At 36.4% G+C, this 17,526-nt stretch carries 25 protein-coding genes; 16 read left to right on the top strand and 9 right to left on the bottom strand.

Annotated features, from left to right (window positions below):
- Positions 1–31: 31 nt before the first annotated feature.
- On the bottom strand, positions 32–1,009 hold the full coding sequence (locus ACYVEC_RS14965; RefSeq protein ID WP_098556102.1) for a LacI family DNA-binding transcriptional regulator: 978 nt from the start codon (positions 1,007–1,009) through the stop codon (positions 32–34).
- A 318-nt stretch (positions 1,010–1,327) separates the two neighbouring features.
- Here ACYVEC_RS14965 and ACYVEC_RS14960 point away from each other — a divergent pair, with 318 nt between their 5' ends.
- Positions 1,328–1,864 (top strand): hypothetical protein, encoded by a 537-nt coding sequence (locus ACYVEC_RS14960; protein ID WP_063223165.1) that lies wholly within the window; start codon positions 1,328–1,330, stop codon positions 1,862–1,864.
- 39 nt (positions 1,865–1,903) lie between these two features.
- On the opposite strand, the gene ACYVEC_RS14955 is transcribed toward ACYVEC_RS14960, so the two are convergent.
- Positions 1,904–2,287 carry a rhodanese-like domain-containing protein gene (locus ACYVEC_RS14955; RefSeq protein ID WP_060632246.1) on the bottom strand — a complete coding sequence of 128 codons (384 nt, stop codon included), beginning with the start codon at positions 2,285–2,287 and terminating at the stop codon, positions 1,904–1,906.
- A 171-nt stretch (positions 2,288–2,458) separates the two neighbouring features.
- Between ACYVEC_RS14955 and ACYVEC_RS14950 the strand changes: the two genes are divergently transcribed.
- On the top strand, positions 2,459–3,295 hold the full coding sequence (locus ACYVEC_RS14950) for a lipoate--protein ligase family protein (protein WP_000514079.1): 837 nt from the start codon (positions 2,459–2,461) through the stop codon (positions 3,293–3,295).
- 28 nt (positions 3,296–3,323) lie between these two features.
- Here ACYVEC_RS14950 and ACYVEC_RS14945 read toward each other — a convergent pair whose 3' ends face one another.
- From ACYVEC_RS14945 to ACYVEC_RS14930, 4 genes are all read right to left on the bottom strand, one after another.
- The gene (locus tag ACYVEC_RS14945) at positions 3,324–4,166 is read right to left on the bottom strand and encodes a hypothetical protein (RefSeq protein ID WP_063222980.1); all 843 of its coding nucleotides are present in this window, start codon (positions 4,164–4,166) and stop codon (positions 3,324–3,326) included.
- Between the two features lie 200 nt (positions 4,167–4,366).
- Entirely contained in the window at positions 4,367–5,035 is a 669-nt protein-coding gene (locus ACYVEC_RS14940) for a DUF1129 domain-containing protein (RefSeq protein ID WP_460507072.1), read from the bottom strand.
- A 7-nt stretch (positions 5,036–5,042) separates the two neighbouring features.
- A complete protein-coding gene (locus ACYVEC_RS14935; protein ID WP_460507069.1) occupies positions 5,043–5,732 on the bottom strand; it encodes a DUF1129 domain-containing protein in 690 nt (229 codons plus the stop codon).
- A 5-nt stretch (positions 5,733–5,737) separates the two neighbouring features.
- Positions 5,738–6,055 carry a PadR family transcriptional regulator gene (locus ACYVEC_RS14930; RefSeq protein ID WP_000556083.1) on the bottom strand — a complete coding sequence of 106 codons (318 nt, stop codon included), beginning with the start codon at positions 6,053–6,055 and terminating at the stop codon, positions 5,738–5,740.
- A 156-nt stretch (positions 6,056–6,211) separates the two neighbouring features.
- Here ACYVEC_RS14930 and splB point away from each other — a divergent pair, with 156 nt between their 5' ends.
- The 3 genes from splB to ACYVEC_RS14915 all read left to right on the top strand — a co-directional run bounded on the left by splB (position 6,212) and on the right by ACYVEC_RS14915 (position 8,526).
- Complete coding sequence (gene splB / locus ACYVEC_RS14925; protein WP_063222982.1) at positions 6,212–7,237, top strand: spore photoproduct lyase; 1,026 nt, start codon at positions 6,212–6,214, stop codon at positions 7,235–7,237.
- 144 nt (positions 7,238–7,381) lie between these two features.
- A complete protein-coding gene (mntR, locus tag ACYVEC_RS14920; protein WP_001143080.1) occupies positions 7,382–7,810 on the top strand; it encodes a transcriptional regulator MntR in 429 nt (142 codons plus the stop codon).
- Between the two features lie 53 nt (positions 7,811–7,863).
- Positions 7,864–8,526, top strand: a complete 663-nt coding sequence (locus ACYVEC_RS14915) for an HAD-IA family hydrolase (RefSeq protein WP_142332714.1) — start codon at positions 7,864–7,866, stop codon at positions 8,524–8,526.
- Here the strand turns inward: ACYVEC_RS14915 and ACYVEC_RS14910 are convergent.
- Both ACYVEC_RS14910 and ACYVEC_RS14905 read right to left on the bottom strand, forming a co-directional pair.
- On the bottom strand, positions 8,523–8,924 hold the full coding sequence (locus ACYVEC_RS14910) for an SA1362 family protein (RefSeq protein ID WP_063222984.1): 402 nt from the start codon (positions 8,922–8,924) through the stop codon (positions 8,523–8,525). The genes ACYVEC_RS14915 and ACYVEC_RS14910 overlap by 4 nt on opposite strands.
- A 79-nt stretch (positions 8,925–9,003) precedes the next feature.
- A complete protein-coding gene (locus ACYVEC_RS14905) occupies positions 9,004–9,924 on the bottom strand; it encodes a DUF1385 domain-containing protein (protein WP_275719443.1) in 921 nt (306 codons plus the stop codon).
- A 244-nt stretch (positions 9,925–10,168) separates the two neighbouring features.
- On the opposite strand from ACYVEC_RS14905, the gene ACYVEC_RS14900 reads away from it, so the two are divergent.
- From ACYVEC_RS14900 to efp, 4 genes are read left to right on the top strand one after another with little or no spacing between them, the layout of a single operon-like run.
- Positions 10,169–10,657, top strand: a complete 489-nt coding sequence (locus ACYVEC_RS14900; protein ID WP_063222986.1) for a YqhR family membrane protein — start codon at positions 10,169–10,171, stop codon at positions 10,655–10,657.
- Positions 10,658–10,709: 52 nt separating this feature from the next.
- A complete protein-coding gene (gene aroQ / locus ACYVEC_RS14895; protein WP_063222987.1) occupies positions 10,710–11,150 on the top strand; it encodes a type II 3-dehydroquinate dehydratase in 441 nt (146 codons plus the stop codon).
- Between the two features lie 4 nt (positions 11,151–11,154).
- Positions 11,155–12,216, top strand: a complete 1,062-nt coding sequence (gene pepQ / locus ACYVEC_RS14890; protein ID WP_063222988.1) for a Xaa-Pro dipeptidase — start codon at positions 11,155–11,157, stop codon at positions 12,214–12,216.
- 21 nt (positions 12,217–12,237) lie between these two features.
- Positions 12,238–12,795, top strand: a complete 558-nt coding sequence (gene efp, locus ACYVEC_RS14885; protein WP_063222989.1) for an elongation factor P — start codon at positions 12,238–12,240, stop codon at positions 12,793–12,795.
- A gap of 36 nt (positions 12,796–12,831) precedes the next feature.
- Here the strand turns inward: efp and ACYVEC_RS14880 are convergent, their stop codons facing one another.
- Positions 12,832–13,152 carry a hypothetical protein gene (locus ACYVEC_RS14880; protein WP_063222990.1) on the bottom strand — a complete coding sequence of 107 codons (321 nt, stop codon included), beginning with the start codon at positions 13,150–13,152 and terminating at the stop codon, positions 12,832–12,834.
- A gap of 191 nt (positions 13,153–13,343) precedes the next feature.
- On the opposite strand from ACYVEC_RS14880, the gene ACYVEC_RS14875 reads away from it, so the two are divergent.
- From ACYVEC_RS14875 to spoIIIAF, 7 genes are read left to right on the top strand one after another with little or no spacing between them, the layout of a single operon-like run.
- Positions 13,344–13,625, top strand: a complete 282-nt coding sequence (locus tag ACYVEC_RS14875; RefSeq protein ID WP_000816054.1) for a YqhV family protein — start codon at positions 13,344–13,346, stop codon at positions 13,623–13,625.
- Positions 13,626–13,652: 27 nt separating this feature from the next.
- On the top strand, positions 13,653–14,579 hold the full coding sequence (spoIIIAA, locus tag ACYVEC_RS14870; protein ID WP_063222991.1) for a stage III sporulation protein AA: 927 nt from the start codon (positions 13,653–13,655) through the stop codon (positions 14,577–14,579).
- Positions 14,573–15,088 carry a stage III sporulation protein SpoIIIAB gene (gene spoIIIAB / locus ACYVEC_RS14865; RefSeq protein ID WP_016086319.1) on the top strand — a complete coding sequence of 172 codons (516 nt, stop codon included), beginning with the start codon at positions 14,573–14,575 and terminating at the stop codon, positions 15,086–15,088. The genes spoIIIAA and spoIIIAB overlap by 7 nt, the downstream gene beginning before the upstream one ends.
- Positions 15,089–15,102: 14 nt before the next feature.
- The gene (gene spoIIIAC / locus ACYVEC_RS14860) at positions 15,103–15,306 is read left to right on the top strand and encodes a stage III sporulation protein AC (protein ID WP_000020914.1); all 204 of its coding nucleotides are present in this window, start codon (positions 15,103–15,105) and stop codon (positions 15,304–15,306) included.
- A 23-nt stretch (positions 15,307–15,329) separates the two neighbouring features.
- Positions 15,330–15,713, top strand: a complete 384-nt coding sequence (spoIIIAD, locus tag ACYVEC_RS14855) for a stage III sporulation protein AD (RefSeq protein WP_077317075.1) — start codon at positions 15,330–15,332, stop codon at positions 15,711–15,713.
- A 10-nt stretch (positions 15,714–15,723) separates the two neighbouring features.
- A complete protein-coding gene (gene spoIIIAE / locus ACYVEC_RS14850) occupies positions 15,724–16,896 on the top strand; it encodes a stage III sporulation protein AE (protein WP_098555490.1) in 1,173 nt (390 codons plus the stop codon).
- A 12-nt stretch (positions 16,897–16,908) separates the two neighbouring features.
- Complete coding sequence (gene spoIIIAF / locus ACYVEC_RS14845; RefSeq protein WP_063222992.1) at positions 16,909–17,526, top strand: stage III sporulation protein AF; 618 nt, start codon at positions 16,909–16,911, stop codon at positions 17,524–17,526.

Below are 17,526 nucleotides of genomic sequence, written 5' to 3'. Positions count from 1 at the left end.
ACAATTGGGGTGCAGTTCAGTAACGCTCTTTTTAGACAGTATCTCGCTCAATTAAATGGAATGAAAGTTCTTTTGCGTTCCCGCTAATTTGCTCACTTTGGATTTGTTTATGGAATAAAGAAAACGCATGTGAGCCCATTGCGAGACCAGGATGTTCAATTGTTGAAATTTCTAACGCCTTTGAAATTTCATGATTATCAAATCCAAGGATAGCAAGGTCTTCTGGTACTCGAATGCCGTGTTTTTTTGCCTCAGTTAATAAACCAGTTGCAACTTGATCATTTGCCGTGAAAATAGCGGTTGGACGATTTTTCATATTTAAAATGCGATGGAGTATTTGTGCTCCGTCCTGCATTGTATAGCATTGATGAAAAATCCATTCGGGATGTAACGTTTTCCCTTCGTTACGAAGTGTATCAGCAAATGCCTTTTCGCGCTCCATAGAATTTGCGCTCGTTTTTCTTGCTAAACAGATTCCGATTTTTTCATGGCCCTTACTTAGTAAATATGTAGTGCCGAGACGGAAGCCTTCATAGTGATCTACGTAGACGGATGAAATGAGGGGATGCTTCATTTTTTCACATGAAATAATGGGGGCAAATTTTGCGAAAGCTTCAATTTGTTTCCACGAACTCGTTCGAGAGCAAATAATCATTCCGTCGAATTGTTTCATTTTCATCATTTCAAGAACGCGAATTTCTTCAATGCTATCGTAATTTGTTTGACATAAATTAATGTGATATCCAGCTGCTAACGCTTCGTTTCCAATTCCTTCAATAATGGTACTGAAGTATGGAAGGTTAATGAAAGGGAGCATAACACCGATTGTATATGTTTTTCCCTTTATTAAATGAATAGCATTTATATTTTTTGCATAGTTCAATTCTTCAACAGCATCTAGAACACGCTTACGTTTTTCTTCTTTTACGTAAGGGTGATTATTAAGGACGCGGGAAACAGTTGATATGGATACACCAGCGGTTTTTGCAATTTGTTTTATATTGGCCATATGTATCACCTCTTACCCTTATTATAAAGGGAAAATAATAAGAATGAAAAAATCTTGACCTGAAAAGCTTTTCACAAACTATGTTATAAATAAGGCTTCCTTTTATTCGCGTAACCTTTTTATTTGGGCGTGAGAATAACAGGAGTCTTTTTTGCGTCTATAAATGAAGTTTTGTCAAAATGTATGAGAATAACGTGGAAATTTTTCAAAGGAGGAGTTTGGTGACAAAGCGAATATGAAGAGCATATAAACGCTTTATTCGTTAAGAAAGCGGTATGAAAGGACGGAAACAAATTGAAAAAAAGAATCATTTGTTTCGTGTTTTCTAGTCTAGTGCTAAGTTCGTGTTCGTTTCAGCAAACGATACAAGAAGAAAAAAACTTTGTGGGAACAACAGGGGGAGCTATGGATCATGTTACGGATCCTATTCCGCTTAAGGAAATCCCGAAATATTTTTCAGTGAAGTTTAAAGTTCCGGCGTTTTTACCGTATGACATTACGAGTGATGTAAAGGGTGAAGTAAGAACGATTGGGAAAAAGAATGCTGTCTTAACGATTAAATATAAACAGCAGGAGCCAGGTAGAAATGAGTATATTGAGTTAAATGTTGCGAACTTTCCTTATAGTTTTCCGAATATCGTGGAAGAGAAGCGATTTCAAGAACAAATGAAATTGAATAATGGAGCATTGGCTTATTTTAAAAATAAGGATGACTTCGAGCGAGGAGAAGAATTTGCTACGCTTATTTGGAAGGAAAAGGAGATTGAATATCAACTGTTGTATCGTAATGTACAAGAGAATGATGAGGATGTCATTAAGCAAAATTTATTATACATTGCCAACAATATGAAATGAAAAAACTAGCTGAATGATTCAGCTAGTTTTTGTATGTTATTATTTCTTTTTAATTTTTCCAGTCCACGTTTTGAATCCACCTTGTAATTGGTAGAAATCTTTGTAGCCTTGTTTCTTTAAGTATTGAGCTGCACGACCTGTACGGAATCCGCTTTGGCAGTATAAGTAAACAGGTTGATCTTGACGAAGTTCTTTATGGCGAAGGCGAATTTGTGATAATGGAATGTTACGTGCGCCTAAAATATGCCCTGCGTTATATTCGTCTGCTTCGCGAATATCGATAAGCTGAGCTTTACGGTAGCCAGCGCGAAATTCTTCTTCTGTAAGAGTTTTAATTAATTTTTTCTGATAGAAATACATCCATACAGTGTAGCCGATGAACGCTACGATTACGGCTAATAAAATAATCCAAGTTGTTGACACGATTCTATCGCTCCCTTTTTTCTTATCCTACTTTCAATATTATAATGCCCATATGTATTTATGCAACAGATTCATTTGCATAATAAGAAGAAATTTCGTATTCTTTCACAAATTTTGTCGAATTTGGTAGACTAGAGAATGTGAAAAATAATTGGTTATATGAGGTGCAGGATGGGAAAAGAAAAATGGTGTTATATTAACTCTGGTCAATGTTCACCGGCATTTAATATGGCGTTAGATGAATGTTTATTAAATTGGCAAAGTGAAAAGAAAATGCCGCCAACCATTCGCTTTTATGAATGGGAAGTACCAACATTAACAGTCGGGTATTTCCAGCGTGTTGAAAAAGATATTAATATGGACGTAGTTAACGAAAAAAAATATGGATTCGTTCGTCGTCAAACTGGCGGCAGGGGTGTATTACACGATAAAGAATTAACGTACAGTGTTATTGTGTCTGAAGATCATCCAAATATGCCAAAAACAGTTACAGAAGCGTATCGTGTTATTTCGCAAGGTTTACTAGATGGTTTTAAAGCATTAGGGTTAGAAGCGTATTATGCAGTTCCAAAAACAGAAGCAGATCGTGAAAATTTAAAAAATCCACGTTCAGGCGTATGCTTTGATGCACCGTCTTGGTATGAAATTGTAGTAGAAGGAAGAAAAATCGCAGGTAGTGCGCAAACACGTCAAAAAGGTGTTATTTTACAGCACGGATCGATTCCATTAGAAATAGATTTAGATGAATTATACGATTTGTTTTTATTCCCGAATGAACGTGTAAAAGAGCGTATGAAGAGTATGTTTTCTTCTAAAGCAGTAGCGATTAATGAATTAACAGACCGCACGTTTACAATTGAGCAGTTAATTAAAGCGTTTGAGGTTGGGTTTGAAAAAGGATTAGATGTAGAGCTTGTTCCGTATGAATTAACGGAAGAACAGTTACATGAAGTGCAAACATTAGCAAAAGAGAAGTATGAAAGTAAGGAATGGAATTATAAAAAATAAAAGGTGGCAATTGCCACCTCTTATTTTTTTATAGTAAATTAAGTACTTTTTCTACTTTGATTCCTTTATCTTGTAAAGAACGAAGGCGATTGACAACGTCCATAATTTCTTTGTCAAATGTAACGCTAATACCTTGGCTTTGTAGCTCTTTTTTTAATCCTTCAATAGAATCATCTATGTCGATGCCAAGCTCGTAATCTTGACAAACTTCAATTGTCTTTTTCACGAGTTTCACATAATTTTCTTGTAGTTTTGAATTTGTTTCAGTCATAGCAGGTTGCTTCGGTTTTGCAGGAGCGACCGGTGCTGTCTCTTGCTTTGTAACTGGAGTTGGTACTGCTTTTTTCACAGGTGCTGGAGTAGATAATTCCACAGCTGCTTCTACACTTACTGGCTTCGGTGTCGATACCGGAGTAGGCTTAGGTGTAAGAGCAGGTGTTTCCACACGTGTAACAGGCTTTGGAGCAGGTGCAACTGCTTTTGGAGCTTCTACAACTACTTCTTTTTTCGGAGTAGCTTCTACAACTGTTTCTTCTTGTTCAGCAGCCTCTTTATTTTCTTTACTCCACATAACGCGTTCTATCTCTAGAGAAACATTATTTTTGTTCATCGCTGTTAATGTAACTTTACCAACTTCAGCGTTTCCAGTGAAATCGACAATTTTATAAATAACACTCTTGTTCCAATCCACGTTTCCGCTCAAAAATAATTCTTCGTTACATTTCGGCGTTAAGCCCTCGATTTTAATTTCTGCGTTTACACCGTTTTCACTATATACCATAATTAGCGAAGCATTTACATCTTCGTCTGCTAACATTAGTTCACGTACCATTTTGCCGGTGCGTACTTGCGTTTTCTTCTTAACTGACATCTAATTTCTCCTCTCAAAAATTCAGTAATAATAAAAAAATCGTATAACGAAAAATAATTGCTCACGAAGATTTATGATACCGATAATAAAAGCATCACGTCAACAATTAACTTTAATTATTTTGCATTTTTCTTATTTTCTTTATGAAATTTTTCAATTTGTAAAATTAGACAGAAGAAAAACAGCCTTTTGAAGGGCTGTTAAAATTTAGATGTTTTATATAAAAATTTGTACAGAATATAAAAAGAAATTGTAATAAGAGCACCTTGCCAAATAGACAAATTATAAAATAAGTATGGTCGTGTTTTGAAAAATACGTTTGCAAAAACTGATAAGACAAAAGGTATAAATACTGATAATAAGAGGAGTGCTTTTTGTTTCCAGGAAACTAAGATTGTAAAAGAGAAACGTCTAAATAAAGAAAAAGTTATGAAAGCACCAATTGTTAAAACGGTAGCAGATACTATTGTTCCAGGAATACTAAATGGAATTCTTGAAGTGTTTGTATCTGAAAATAGTTTTTGTATAAGAGTAGTGAGTGTATCGAATCCAATCTGAATAGCTAATAATAAACTAACTGCAAACCCAATAACAGCAGCTTGTTGGAAAGAATTTTGATGCTCTGAAGAGTTAATTAATTCATCGCAGTAAGCTTTTAAATCCTCTCCGAAAATATCATGTGCATTTTTACCGTATTCTTGTGCTTCTAAAAGATGATCCAATATTTCTAAAAGTAATTCTTCCATTTGCTTTTGTGGAACGTTAGTAAGGCGTAAATATATAAGCATATCACCATAAGTAGCTTCGTTTTCGGCTGTTAATAAATTTCTCTTTTCATTGTTTAACTTAACCATTTCTTTTTCAGTCATCATATCGTTACTCCTTTTTGAAGTCTAAATATTCTTTTTTGTAGAAGAGTTTATATAGTGCATAACAAGAGATGGCCAGTAAAGTGCCGATCCAAGGTGAGATTTGTAATGATGTAGTATAGGGCTGTTTAATAAAGAAAAAGGAAATACCGATTAATAGTATCCATAGGCTATGGTGTATTAAAAAACTTCCTAGTTGCCTCCAAATAGTTGTTTTATTTTTAAATAAATCAGTGTTAATAAAGTCGAAAATAAAACGTATGATGAGATGTATGGACAGTATAAATGCAAGTAGATAAATGAAATCAATGTGTACAAATATAAAACGTGTTTCATTTGAAAATAAGGGGAATACCAATGCAGTTACGGAAGAAATAGCAAAGTATATTGCTAACAAATAACTAGTTATAAATAAAGGGATTGATAATTGTTCCCATAAACTTGGCTTCGGTAGGGCAGCAATTAGTTCGTCACAGTATGCCTGTAAGTCGTCGCCAAAAATATCATAAGCAGTTTTTTCTTCTTGCTGCGCTTCAATAAGGTGATCTAGAATTTCAATTAGCAGTTCTTCCGCATGGTATTCTGGCACTTTAGCCAAGCGGATGTATATTAACATGTCACTATAGGCGGTTTCATTTTCTGTAGTTAATAATTTACGCTTTTGGTTATTTAGTTCGATTAAATCTTTCGCTTTCATTCCTATCACTCCCCTTGTAATAAGTTGTTTACGGTCGTTGAAACCATTCCCCAGCTTTGTTTAAATTCTTCAAGCTGCTCTAATCCTTTATCGGTTACGTGATAATATTTTCGCTTTGGACCGAGTGAGGAGGCTTTTAATGTTCCTTCAATCAATTTTTCTTTTTGCATACGTAACAATAACGGATATATGCTTCCTTCGCTTACGAATGTAAATCCGTGCTTATTTAATTTTGTGCTCAGTTCATATCCGTACACTTCTTCTTGTGAAATGATGTATAGGATGCAACCTTCGAGTACACCTTTTAACATTTGGCTGTGCATGATTTCACCACCTTTTACTCAGCTAACTTGCGTTGCAAGGTAATTGTTATCCAAATTATAACATTCAGTAACTTGCAACGCAAGTTACTGAAGTGGAAAACTTTAATGCGTGTTAATTTTTCAATGTTTCCCATACTAACGAGAGGAGGGAAGCCTATGAAACCGTTTATGCCAAAACTCGTTTACTTTGAACCGAAGGCACTCGAATATCCACTTGGAAAAGAGCTGTATGAGAAGTTTACGAAGATGGGATTAGAAATTCGTGAAACGACATCCCATAATCAAATTAGAAATTTGCCAGGTGAAAATGATCTGCAAAAGTATCGTAATGCAAAGGCGACACTTGTTGTTGGAGTGAGGAAGACATTAAAGTTTGATACGTCAAAACCGTCAGCTGAATATGCAATTCCGCTTGCAACAGGGTGTATGGGACATTGTCATTATTGCTATTTGCAAACGACACTTGGGAGTAAGCCTTACGTTCGCGTGTATGTGAATCTTGATGAAATATTTGAGAAGGCAAAGCAATATATGGATGAAAGAGCACCTGAAATAACAAGGTTTGAAGCGGCTTGTACATCAGATATCGTTGGAATTGATCATTTAACACATGCATTAAAGCAGGCAATTGAATTCATTGGAGAAAGTGAGCATGGGCGTTTACGTTTCGTTACGAAATATTCGCACGTTGATCATTTATTGGATGCAAAACATAATGGGAAAACTCGTTTCCGGTTTAGTATTAATTCTCGTTATGTGATTAAAAATTTTGAGCCAGGGACATCACCGTTTGAAGATCGAATTGAGGCTGCTCGTAAAGTAGCGGGGGCTAACTATCCGCTCGGGTTTATAGTAGCGCCAATTTACATGCATGAGGGATGGGAAGACGGATACCGTGAGTTATTTGAAAGATTGTACAATGCATTGAAGGATATGACGATACCAAATTTATCGTTTGAATTAATTCAGCATCGCTTTACAAAACCAGCAAAAAAGGTTATTCAAGAGCGTTATCCGAATACGAAGCTTGAAATGGATGAAGAGAAGCGAAAATATAAATGGGGACGATATGGCATTGGAAAATACGTATATAAAAAAGATGACGCAGAAGTATTGGAAGAAACGATTAGAGGATATATTCAGCACTTTTTTCCGAACGCAGAAATTCAATATTTTACGTAAAAGGAACTTGTATTTGAAAGCAAGTTCTTTTCTCTTTTGCAGATTTAGGCTCGTTTCTACCTTGTCACGTTATTCTTTCTGGTGTATCATTTTATTGATTGCTTCGTACGGAATGAGCAAAATGAAATTGGATGGAGGAAACCGATGCCTACCCCTAGTATGGAAGATTATATTGAACAAATTTATTTGTTGATTGATGAAAAGGGTTATGCCCGTGTATCTGATATTGCTGAAGCGCTTAGTGTACATCCATCCTCTGTAACGAAAATGGTACAAAAATTAGACAAAGACGAATATCTAATTTATGAAAAATATAGAGGGCTTGTATTAACATCAAAAGGTAAAAAAATCGGAGAACGTCTCGTATATCGTCATGAATTGTTAGAGCAGTTTATGCGCATTATTGGTGTGGATGAAAGTAAAATTTATAATGATGTAGAAGGAATTGAACATCATTTAAGTTGGGAATCAATTGACCGTATCGGTGATTTAGTGCAATACTTTGAACAAGATGAAGTTAGAGTGGAAACACTTCGCGGTGTTCAAAAAGCAAATGAAGAGAAAAGTAATTAAGGGGAACGTATGGCGTTTCCTTTTTTATTTCAATCGAAAAGGATGGGAGAATCATGAAAGCAATTATTTTTGATTTTGATGGATTAATTGTGGACACAGAAACAATATGGTTTCACTCTTTCAGAGAGGCTGTTCGTGAGTACGGCGGAGAGTTACCTTTAGAGGAATTTGCAAAATGTATTGGAACGACAGACGATGTACTGTATACATATTTGAATGAGCAATTAAAAGAGAAGTTTAACAAGCATGCATTAAAAGAGAAAGTTAAAACTTTACATAAAGAGAAAATGAAAATACCAGAAGCTCGTGACGGGGTAAAAGAATATTTAGCGGAAGCGAAAGAGATGGGATTGAAAATTGCATTAGCTTCCAGTTCATCTAGAGAATGGATTATTCCTTTTTTGGAAGAGCTACAAATTCGAGATTATTTTGAAGTCATTAAAACGAGAGAAGATGTTGTGAAGGTAAAACCGGATCCAGCACTTTACCGGGTAGCGATAGACGATTTAGGGATTGACCCGTCTGAAGCTGTTGTATTTGAAGACTCGTTAAACGGATTGAAAGCCGCGATTGCAGCAGGGTTAACATGCGTCGTTGTGCCTAATGATGTGACAAGAAATTTACAGTTCGAAAATCATCACCTTCGAATTGAAAGTATGAGAGATAAAAGTTTGAAAGAAGTGCTTCAAAGTATAAAAAAAGACCGTATTTCCTAAAAGGAAGCACGGTCTTTCTTTTTGTTTTTTTTACCTTCAATGACAGTTAAATGAGATTGTTTTCTTTTTCGTTTCAACGATGGAGAATTACCCTTTTTTCCCTTGTCATCAGAAGCGTTTCGTTTCAAGAAAGAATTGCTTAGGGGTGCTACATTTTGTTTCCCGTGTTTGCGGTTCGATTGTTTTGCAGCACGCTTATATGAGCTTTGCGAATTTGCAGAACCACTAGAGTTTGTAAACATTTTGTAGAGTAAATAAAAGATACCAACGACAGCCAACATGATACCAATATTTCTTAACACTCCCATTGGATCTGTAATAACAGATGAAACAAGGCCGAATATTGCTAATCCGATAATAAGCACAAATATAGCGAATGTAAACGAACGACCGTTCATAAGGGACACCTCCTAAAAACATATATTAAAATTAGTATATTAACGATGAGGAAAGGAGTTGAACACCATTTTTAAATAATTATTGTTTGTTTTCTAAACGTAATAATTCTTCAAACGATGCAACGGCTACTTCCACTTGATCATCTGTTGGTTCTTTCGTTGTTAATAGTTGCAGCCATAATCCGGGATATCCAAGTATACGTAATACTGGAATATCGCGTAATCGATTTGTAAATTGTAACACTTCAAAAGAAATGCCGAGAACGACTGGAATTAATAAAATTCGGTTTACCACTCTGGCCCAAAGTGGATCTGTAGGGACAAGGAAATAAACAAACATACCAATAATGACTGTAAATATAATAAAGCTACTGCCACAGCGATAATGAAGGCGCGTTTGTTTGTGAACATTTTCTACAGTCAGTGAAAGATTATTCTCATAAGCATTGATTACTTTATGCTCCGCACCGTGGTACTGAAATACCCGCTTAATAAGTGGGGTTAAAGAAATAAAGTATATATAGCTCAATAATAGCATGAGCTTAATGACACTTTCGACAATGATTTGCCCTGTATGAGATGGGAAAATCGGTCTCGTTAATTCAGCTAGTAGTGCAGGAACTGCTGTGAAAATGACTTTACCGAATATGAAAGATAAAACGCCGACTGCTGCAACTCCTAATACCATCGTTAATTTCGATTGTTCTTCTTTTTTATTTGCAATTTGTTCGTCTTCTTCTGGATGGACATCAAATCGTTCTGAAGCAAAGTTTAAATGTTTTGCTCCGTTTGCACTTGCGTCCACAATAGCGGCAATCCCTCGTAAAAATGGAATTTTTTTTAGGATAGATAATGCTTTATTACGAACGCGTGGTAATCGATAAAATTCAATCGATTTATCTTTACGACGAACCGCTGTAACAGTATATTCTCTACCGCCAAACATAACTCCTTCTATGACTGCTTGCCCGCCATATATTTGTTTTGACTCTTCTGCCATGTTAACACCAACCTGTATTTGTTTCTCTCTTATGTAGAAAAAGAGGCAATTGTCATACTGGGTTCTGTCATTTTGAAATAAGACAATCACCGAGTTTCTTTTATTTTATCGACAAATACAAGTAGATGACAAGGGAAAATATTACGAGAGTCGGACATTTCCTATTCTTTTTATAGACAAATTTCGCAGTATTTAAACATGGTACAAAATAGTTTCGGGCATACTAGTGAGCGGAGGTGTCGATGTGAGTCAAGAACAATTAGGAACAAGGAATTTTGTACAAATTGGTTTATTTGGTGGAATCTTTTGGGGGGGAATATGGTATTTCCTTCATATATTTTCATTTACGGAAGCGGGACCGAATTATTTCCTATTACCATTTGCCTTTGGAAGCTGGAAAGAAGGGGTATGGGGCAATGTGTCAGGAATTGTTTGTATGGGACTAATTTCGATTTTAATTGCTTTTTTGTATAAAGCATTTTTGGCAAAGTTTGAAGGGATTCTTCCAGGGATGATTTATGGTCTATTTTGGTGGGCGTTACTATTTTTCGGAATAGGGTTACTAGCGCCTACTATTAAAAGTGCACTCCATTTACCAAAAGAAACAATTGTGACGACGATATGCATTTTTATATTGTATGGTGTGTTTATAGCGTATTCTGTTTCCTATGCAGTAAATACGAATAAAGCTGAGCGAGAAGCGGAGGAGAAGACAAACTATTCAAATAAGTAACTCCTATGTTAAAATGTTGTATAGATATTTAATATTAAGGAGTTTTAAGCATATGAAAAAGGTACTCCTCGTAAACGGTCCTAACCTAAATCGCCTCGGTGTTCGTGAGGTAAATGTATATGGAAAGGGCACGCTAGCGACACTTGAAGCAGATATGAAGCAAGAAGCAGAAACAATGGGAGTGGAGTTAGAATGTTTCCAATCGAATCATGAAGGTGCGATTATCGATCGTCTTCATGAGGCGGAAGATATATATGAAGGAATCATTTTAAATCCTGGAGCATTTACGCATTATAGCTATGCGATTCGAGATGCAATTGCGAGCATTTCGATTCCTGTTATTGAAGTACATATTTCTAACATTCACCAGCGTGAGTCGTTCCGTCACGAATCTGTGACGGCAGCTGTTTGTGCGGGACAAATTGTTGGATTTGGTTTTTATGGCTATAAGTTAGCGTTATTTGCATTAATGGAGAAATTTAGGGAGGCATAAAGTAATGGAGAAAATCGAAAGATTAAGAAGTGCATTTGATGAGGCTGGTATTGACGGTATATTGTTAACAAATGAACATAGTCGTAGATATATGGCTAACTTCACAGGAACAGCTGGTGTTGTACTGATTTCGAAAAAACGTGCTCAATTTATTACAGATTTCCGTTACGTAGAGCAGGCTAGTAAACAAGCTGTTGGATATGAGATTGTACAGCATGCAGGATTAATTATTGATGAAGTTGCAAAGCAAGTGAAGGAACTAGGAATTCAAAAGCTTGGCTTTGAGCAAGATACTCTTACATATAGTTCTTATTCAGCTCATAAAGAAGTGATCGATGCTGAATTTATCCCAACTTCTGGGCTTGTAGAAAAGTTACGCTTGATAAAGACTGATTCAGAGATTAAGATATTAAAGGAAGCTGCACAGATTGCAGATGCTGCCTTTGAACATATTCTATCATTCATTCGCCCGGGAGTATCTGAAATTGAAGTGTCAAATGAACTTGAATTTTTCATGAGAAAACAAGGAGCAACATCTTCTTCGTTTGATATTATCGTTGCTTCAGGTCTTCGTTCGGCATTACCGCACGGCGTGGCATCTGAAAAAGTGATAGAAACAGGAGATTTCGTTACATTAGACTTCGGCGCTTATTACAAAGGATATTGCTCTGATATTACTCGTACGATTGCAGTTGGTGAACCATCTGATAAATTGAAAGAAATTTATAATATCGTTTTAGAAGCACAACTACATGGTGTGAACGGTATTAAAGCTGGTTTAACTGGCCGCGAGGCGGATGCGTTAACGCGTGATTACATAACGGAAAAAGGATACGGTGAATACTTCGGACACTCTACTGGTCATGGAATCGGTCTTGAAATCCATGAAGCACCAGGTTTAGCGTTCCGTTCTGATACAGTACTTGAACCAGGTATGGCTGTAACAGTAGAACCAGGTATTTATATTCCAGGTATTGGCGGCGTACGTATTGAAGATGATATCATTGTAACAAGTGAAGGTAATGAAGTAATTACGAAATCACCAAAAGAACTTATTATTTTGTAATACACAGGAGGATTTTTTTACATGATTTCAGTAAACGATTTTCGTACAGGTTTAACAATTTCAGTGGACAACGCCCTTTGGCAAGTACTTGATTTCCAACACGTAAAGCCAGGTAAAGGTGCTGCATTCGTTCGTTCTAAACTACGTAACCTTCGCACAGGTTCTGTTCAAGAGAAAACATTCCGTGCTGGTGAGAAAGTAGAAAAAGCACACATTGAAAACCGTCGTATGCAATACTTATACGCGAGCGGTGAGGCTCACGTATTTATGGATAATGGAACTTATGAGCAAATCGAACTTGGCGAAAAACAAATCGAGCGCGAGCTTAAATTCCTAAAAGAAAACATGGAAGTATCTATCATGACTTACCAAGGCGAAGTACTTGGTGTTGAACTTCCAAACACAGTTGAATTACAAGTTACAGAAACAGAGCCAGGTATTAAAGGAGATACAGCTTCTAACGTAACAAAACCAGCTACATTAGAAACAGGTCTTGTTGTACAAGTACCAATCTTCATTAACGAAGGCGAAATGCTTATCATCAACACTGGTGAAGGTAAATACGTTTCTCGTGCATAGTAGAAAAGCACTCGTGATTATCACGAGTGCTTTTTTTTATAGAAAATAGGGCAAATAATAAATCGCTGTTATAACAAAACTAACTAAGACAAGTGAAAGGGTGCCCATAATATATGGAGTCAAAACAATTTGAAATGGTTTTATCTCGCCAGTCTCAACGCCAGTTAATGTTTTATTTATTGCGTGATCCGTAATGTTGTTTCTATGATTACTCATAATAATGAACCACGTAATTGCAAATATCGCTAAACTACCAAGAAAAAAGGACTCCATAAATGACCAACCGACCAATAATGAAAAAAGATAAATAAGAGCTAATTCTACTACAATAGTTAAACTAATTTTCAATACCTTCATATTTTCTCCCCGCCCTTTTTAATGAATATACCATAAAATACCAATAAAAATAAGGATATTCAAATTAATTGTACATGGTAGAGAAAAAATATGTTTTTACTTCTGAAATAGACAACCTCTGCATATGGTTGTACAAATAAATTCTTTTTTGGAGTGCAGCACTAGTAACCGTTATGGGAGAAGGTGGGAGAATGAAACAGTGGCTAGCGGCAATGGAAACATCCGTGCTTGTGATGGGGTTACTTCGGTTGTTTTCAGGTAGCGCGGAAATATTCGCCGCTTTGCTTATGCTCTATGTGAATGATGCGAAGAAAGCATTGTTTATAAATGGTATGTTGGCGTTTGTTGGACCGACCGTATTAATTTTAACAATGACAATAGGTATAGCAAGTGTGGCAAGTGAGATTTCCTTTTTGAAACTCTTTTTTCTAGCGCTTGGAATTGGCTGTATTTTTATCGCGTTGTTGAAATAGTAAGTCGAGTATAGTGGGGAGAAGCTGATGAAAGAAGTATTAGAAGTTTTACCGAAAACGATGAAGCAGTTAGTGGAAAGTTGTAAGTGGTGCGATGCCCTAGAGGAAATCCGTGTTCGAATTGGAAGACCGCTAGAGTGTATTGCTCATGGTGAAGTGTTTTTTTATGACTATATCGTTACAGCAGAGGATGCTATTTACTTATTGAATAAATTAAGTCAATTCTCAATTTATACGATGGAAGAGGAATTAAAACGTGGGTATGTGACACTGCGAGGAGGACATAGAATCGGCTTAGCTGGAAAAGTCATTACAGAAAAAAGCGCAGTGAAAATGATTCGAGATGTCTCTTCCTTTAATATTCGTATTGCTCGTCAAAAAATAGGAATTGCTGAACCACTTTTGCCGTATTTGTATGAAACACGATGGTTAAACACGATGGTAATAGGTCCGCCGCAAACGGGAAAAACAACACTTTTAAGAGATGTAGCACGCTGCATGAGTCAAGGTGTAAGTGCTTCGAAAATTCCTTCTTGTAAAGTTGGGATTGTTGATGAGCGCTCAGAAATTGCTGGCTGCGTGAAAGGTATCCCGCAATATGACTTTGGCACACGAGTAGATGTGTTAGACGCATGTCCAAAAGCTGAAGGAATGATGATGATGATTCGTTCTATGAGCCCAGATATATTAATTGTGGATGAAATTGGTCGTAAAGAAGATAGTGAAGCAATTATGGAGGCAGTACATGCAGGGGTTCAGCTTTTTATAAGCGCACATGGATTTTCTTATGATGATGTTGTGAAACGTCCATCACTAAAGGCAGTGCTGGAACTCGGTGTATTTGATAGGTTTGTGGAATTGTCAAAAGCAAGAGGGCCAGGAACAGTAATGCAAGTGAAAGATAAAGATGGAAAATCGGTATTGCCTCATAGAAAGGTGCAAGGTGTATGGTGAAAATATTTGGTGCAGTGTTAATCGTTGCGGTCAGCACCTTTTTCGGGTTTTCATACGCTAAAAGGTACAGTGAGAGGCCGAGGCAACTTAGATTATTAAAAGCGGCACTTCAATCACTAGAAGCAGAAATTATGTACGGGCATACACCTTTATCAGAAGCTGCCGAGCGATTAGTGAAACAAATGCCGAAGCCGTTAAATTGGATATTTCAAAGTTTCGCTAGAAGGTTAGAAAGCGGAGAACAAACAGTTAGAGAAGCTTGGATAGATAGTTTGAAAGAAAATTGGAAGTTAACGGCATTTCAACAAACTGAGTACGAGATTTTGCAACAGTTTGGTGAAACGCTTGGACAACATGATCGTGAATCACAACAAAAACATATTCGCTTATGTATTACACATTTAGAGAGAGAAGAAGAAGAAGCGAAAGCATTACAACTGCAATATGAAAAGATGATTAAGAGCTTAGGGGTACTAGCGGGGCTACTTATCGTAATTTTACTGCTATAGGAGGGAGAAAGGCGATGTCCATTGATGTTGGATTAATATTTCAAATCGCCGGAATCGGCATTGTTTTAGCTTTTATTCATACCGTACTAAAAGAATTAAAGCGTGAGGATATTGCAAATTGGGTTATCCTCGTCGGTTTTGTCGTTATTTTATTTCATGTCGCATTTTTAATTAATACGTTATTCGACAAGATTAAAAGTGTCTTTCTCTTCCAGTAAAGGAGGCGGTTCGAATCGAAATTATACAAATTGTCGGATTAGGCCTCGTTGCTACGTTTTTAGCAGCTGTATTGAATCAGCATAAATCTAGCATTACGTCATTATTCATTGTGTTCGTAGGTAGCGTGATGTTCCTTCTTTTGATCGATCAAATTCACGCTATTTTACAAATGATTGAAAGAGTAGCGAGTGAAGCAAAAGTTAGCAACGTATATGTAGAAACGTTGCTAAAAATTATTGGGATTGCTTATATCGCTGAGTTTGGAGCGCAAATTACAAAGGATGCTGGTCAAGGTGCAATCGCTTCGAAAATTGAATTAGCTGGAAAGATTTTAATTCTCGTTATGGCGATTCCTATATTGACGGTTGTAATTGAAACTATTCTCGGATTTTTACCGACGGGATAAGGGGGAGTGAATGTTGAGGGGCTTTGGAGCTAAGCTGCTATTTGCTTGCTTCCTTTTCTTTTCTTTACCGGTTGTTGTACAAGCTTCTCCTGTAGAAACAAACGTCGTTGATCAACAATTGGATAAGCTCGGAATTGAAGATGTGAAGCAATTTTGGGACGGGCTTGTTACAAAATATGGGGGTTACTTACCAGAGAGTCAAAAAGGTAGCTTTATGGAGTTTGTAAAGGGAGAAAAAGAGATTTCTGTAAAAGAGTGGATGCTTGGTTTATTAAAGTATTTATTTCACGAGCTTGTTGCAAATGGGAAGCTACTTGGAACGCTCATTATGCTCACAATTTTTAGTGCATTGTTGCAATCACTGCAATCGGCATTTTCAAAGAGTAGCGTAAGTAAAATTGCTGATGCGGTTGTATATATGGTACTTATTATTTTCGCTTTAAATAGTTTTTATGTCGTCATGACATATGCAAGAGAAACGATACAAACAATGGTAGATTTCATATTAGCGCTATTGCCAATCTTGCTTGCACTCATAGCAACTGGAGGCGGTGTTGTATCTGTAGCGTTTTTTCATCCGATTATCATCTTCTTAATGAATACAAGTGGGCTTCTAATGAATTATATTGTTCTACCACTTTTATTACTTGCAACGATATTAAGTATTGTAAGTACGATGAGTGATCAATATAAAGTTACAAAATTGTCCAAGCTTCTGCAAAACGTTAGCGTTGGGATTATCGGTATCTTTTTAACAATTTTTTTAGGGGTATTATCTGTACAAGGAACAGCGACAGCTGTTGCTGATGGGATCGCTGTGAAAACTGCTAAATTTGTAACAGGGAACTTTATTCCCGTAGTAGGAAGAATGTTTACAGAGGCGGCTGATACTGTTATTAGTGCGTCTGGATTATTAAAAAATACAGTCGGAATTATCGGGCTCGTCATTTTATGTTTAATTGTCGCTTTTCCAGCGATTCAAATTTTTTGTATCGCGTTTATTTATAAGTTCGCAGCAGCAGTATTACAGCCAGTTGGTGGCGGAGCAATTATTCAATGTTTAGATATCATTGGACGGAGCATCATTTATGTATTTGCTTGCTTAGCTATCGTATCGTTTATGTTCTTTTTAAGTATCACAATTATTATTGCTGCGGGGAACATTACACTTATGATGCGGTAGGAGGTGGAGGGTATGCAATTTGTTACAGAGTGGATTAGAAATATTATCGTATTTTTACTCTTAGCGACAATGCTTCATCTTATTCTTCCGAATTCTAATTTGCAAAAGTACGTTAAATTCGTTGTAAGTCTATTATTAGTTGTATTAATTTTAACTCCTCTTTTTAAACTATTGCAAACAGATGTAAATGAAGTAATCGCGAATTTTAATGAAGAGAAGTATTTAGCAGAAGGATCTGTAAAAAATTCAATAGATTCGAAGAAAAAAGAAATACAAGCTCTAACACGTGCATATAGTTTAGAAGAGATGGCTACCAAAATGAAAAAAGAAGTAGGAAAAGAGTTCGAGAAAAAGTATGGTATGACAGTCTCTGAAATACAAATAGTCGCAGCGGAAAGTACAGCGGAAGTAAAGTCAGCGAAAGATATTCAATCTGTTGTTGTGACGTTGAAAGAAAAAGAACCTAGTAAAAATGATGCAATCGAAACAGTAAAGCCGGTTGAAATTAATACGAAAGAACCTCCGAAAAAAGTAGAAGAAACGAATGTAGAAATGAAAGATTTCTTTTCAAGCAGGTGGCAACTAGAGAATAAACAAATCCAAGTTCAAATGGAAGGGAGGACAGGTTGA

The organism is Bacillus sp. MN7755, assembly GCF_054771475.1.
This window is presented reverse-complemented; position numbering and strand designations above follow the sequence as displayed.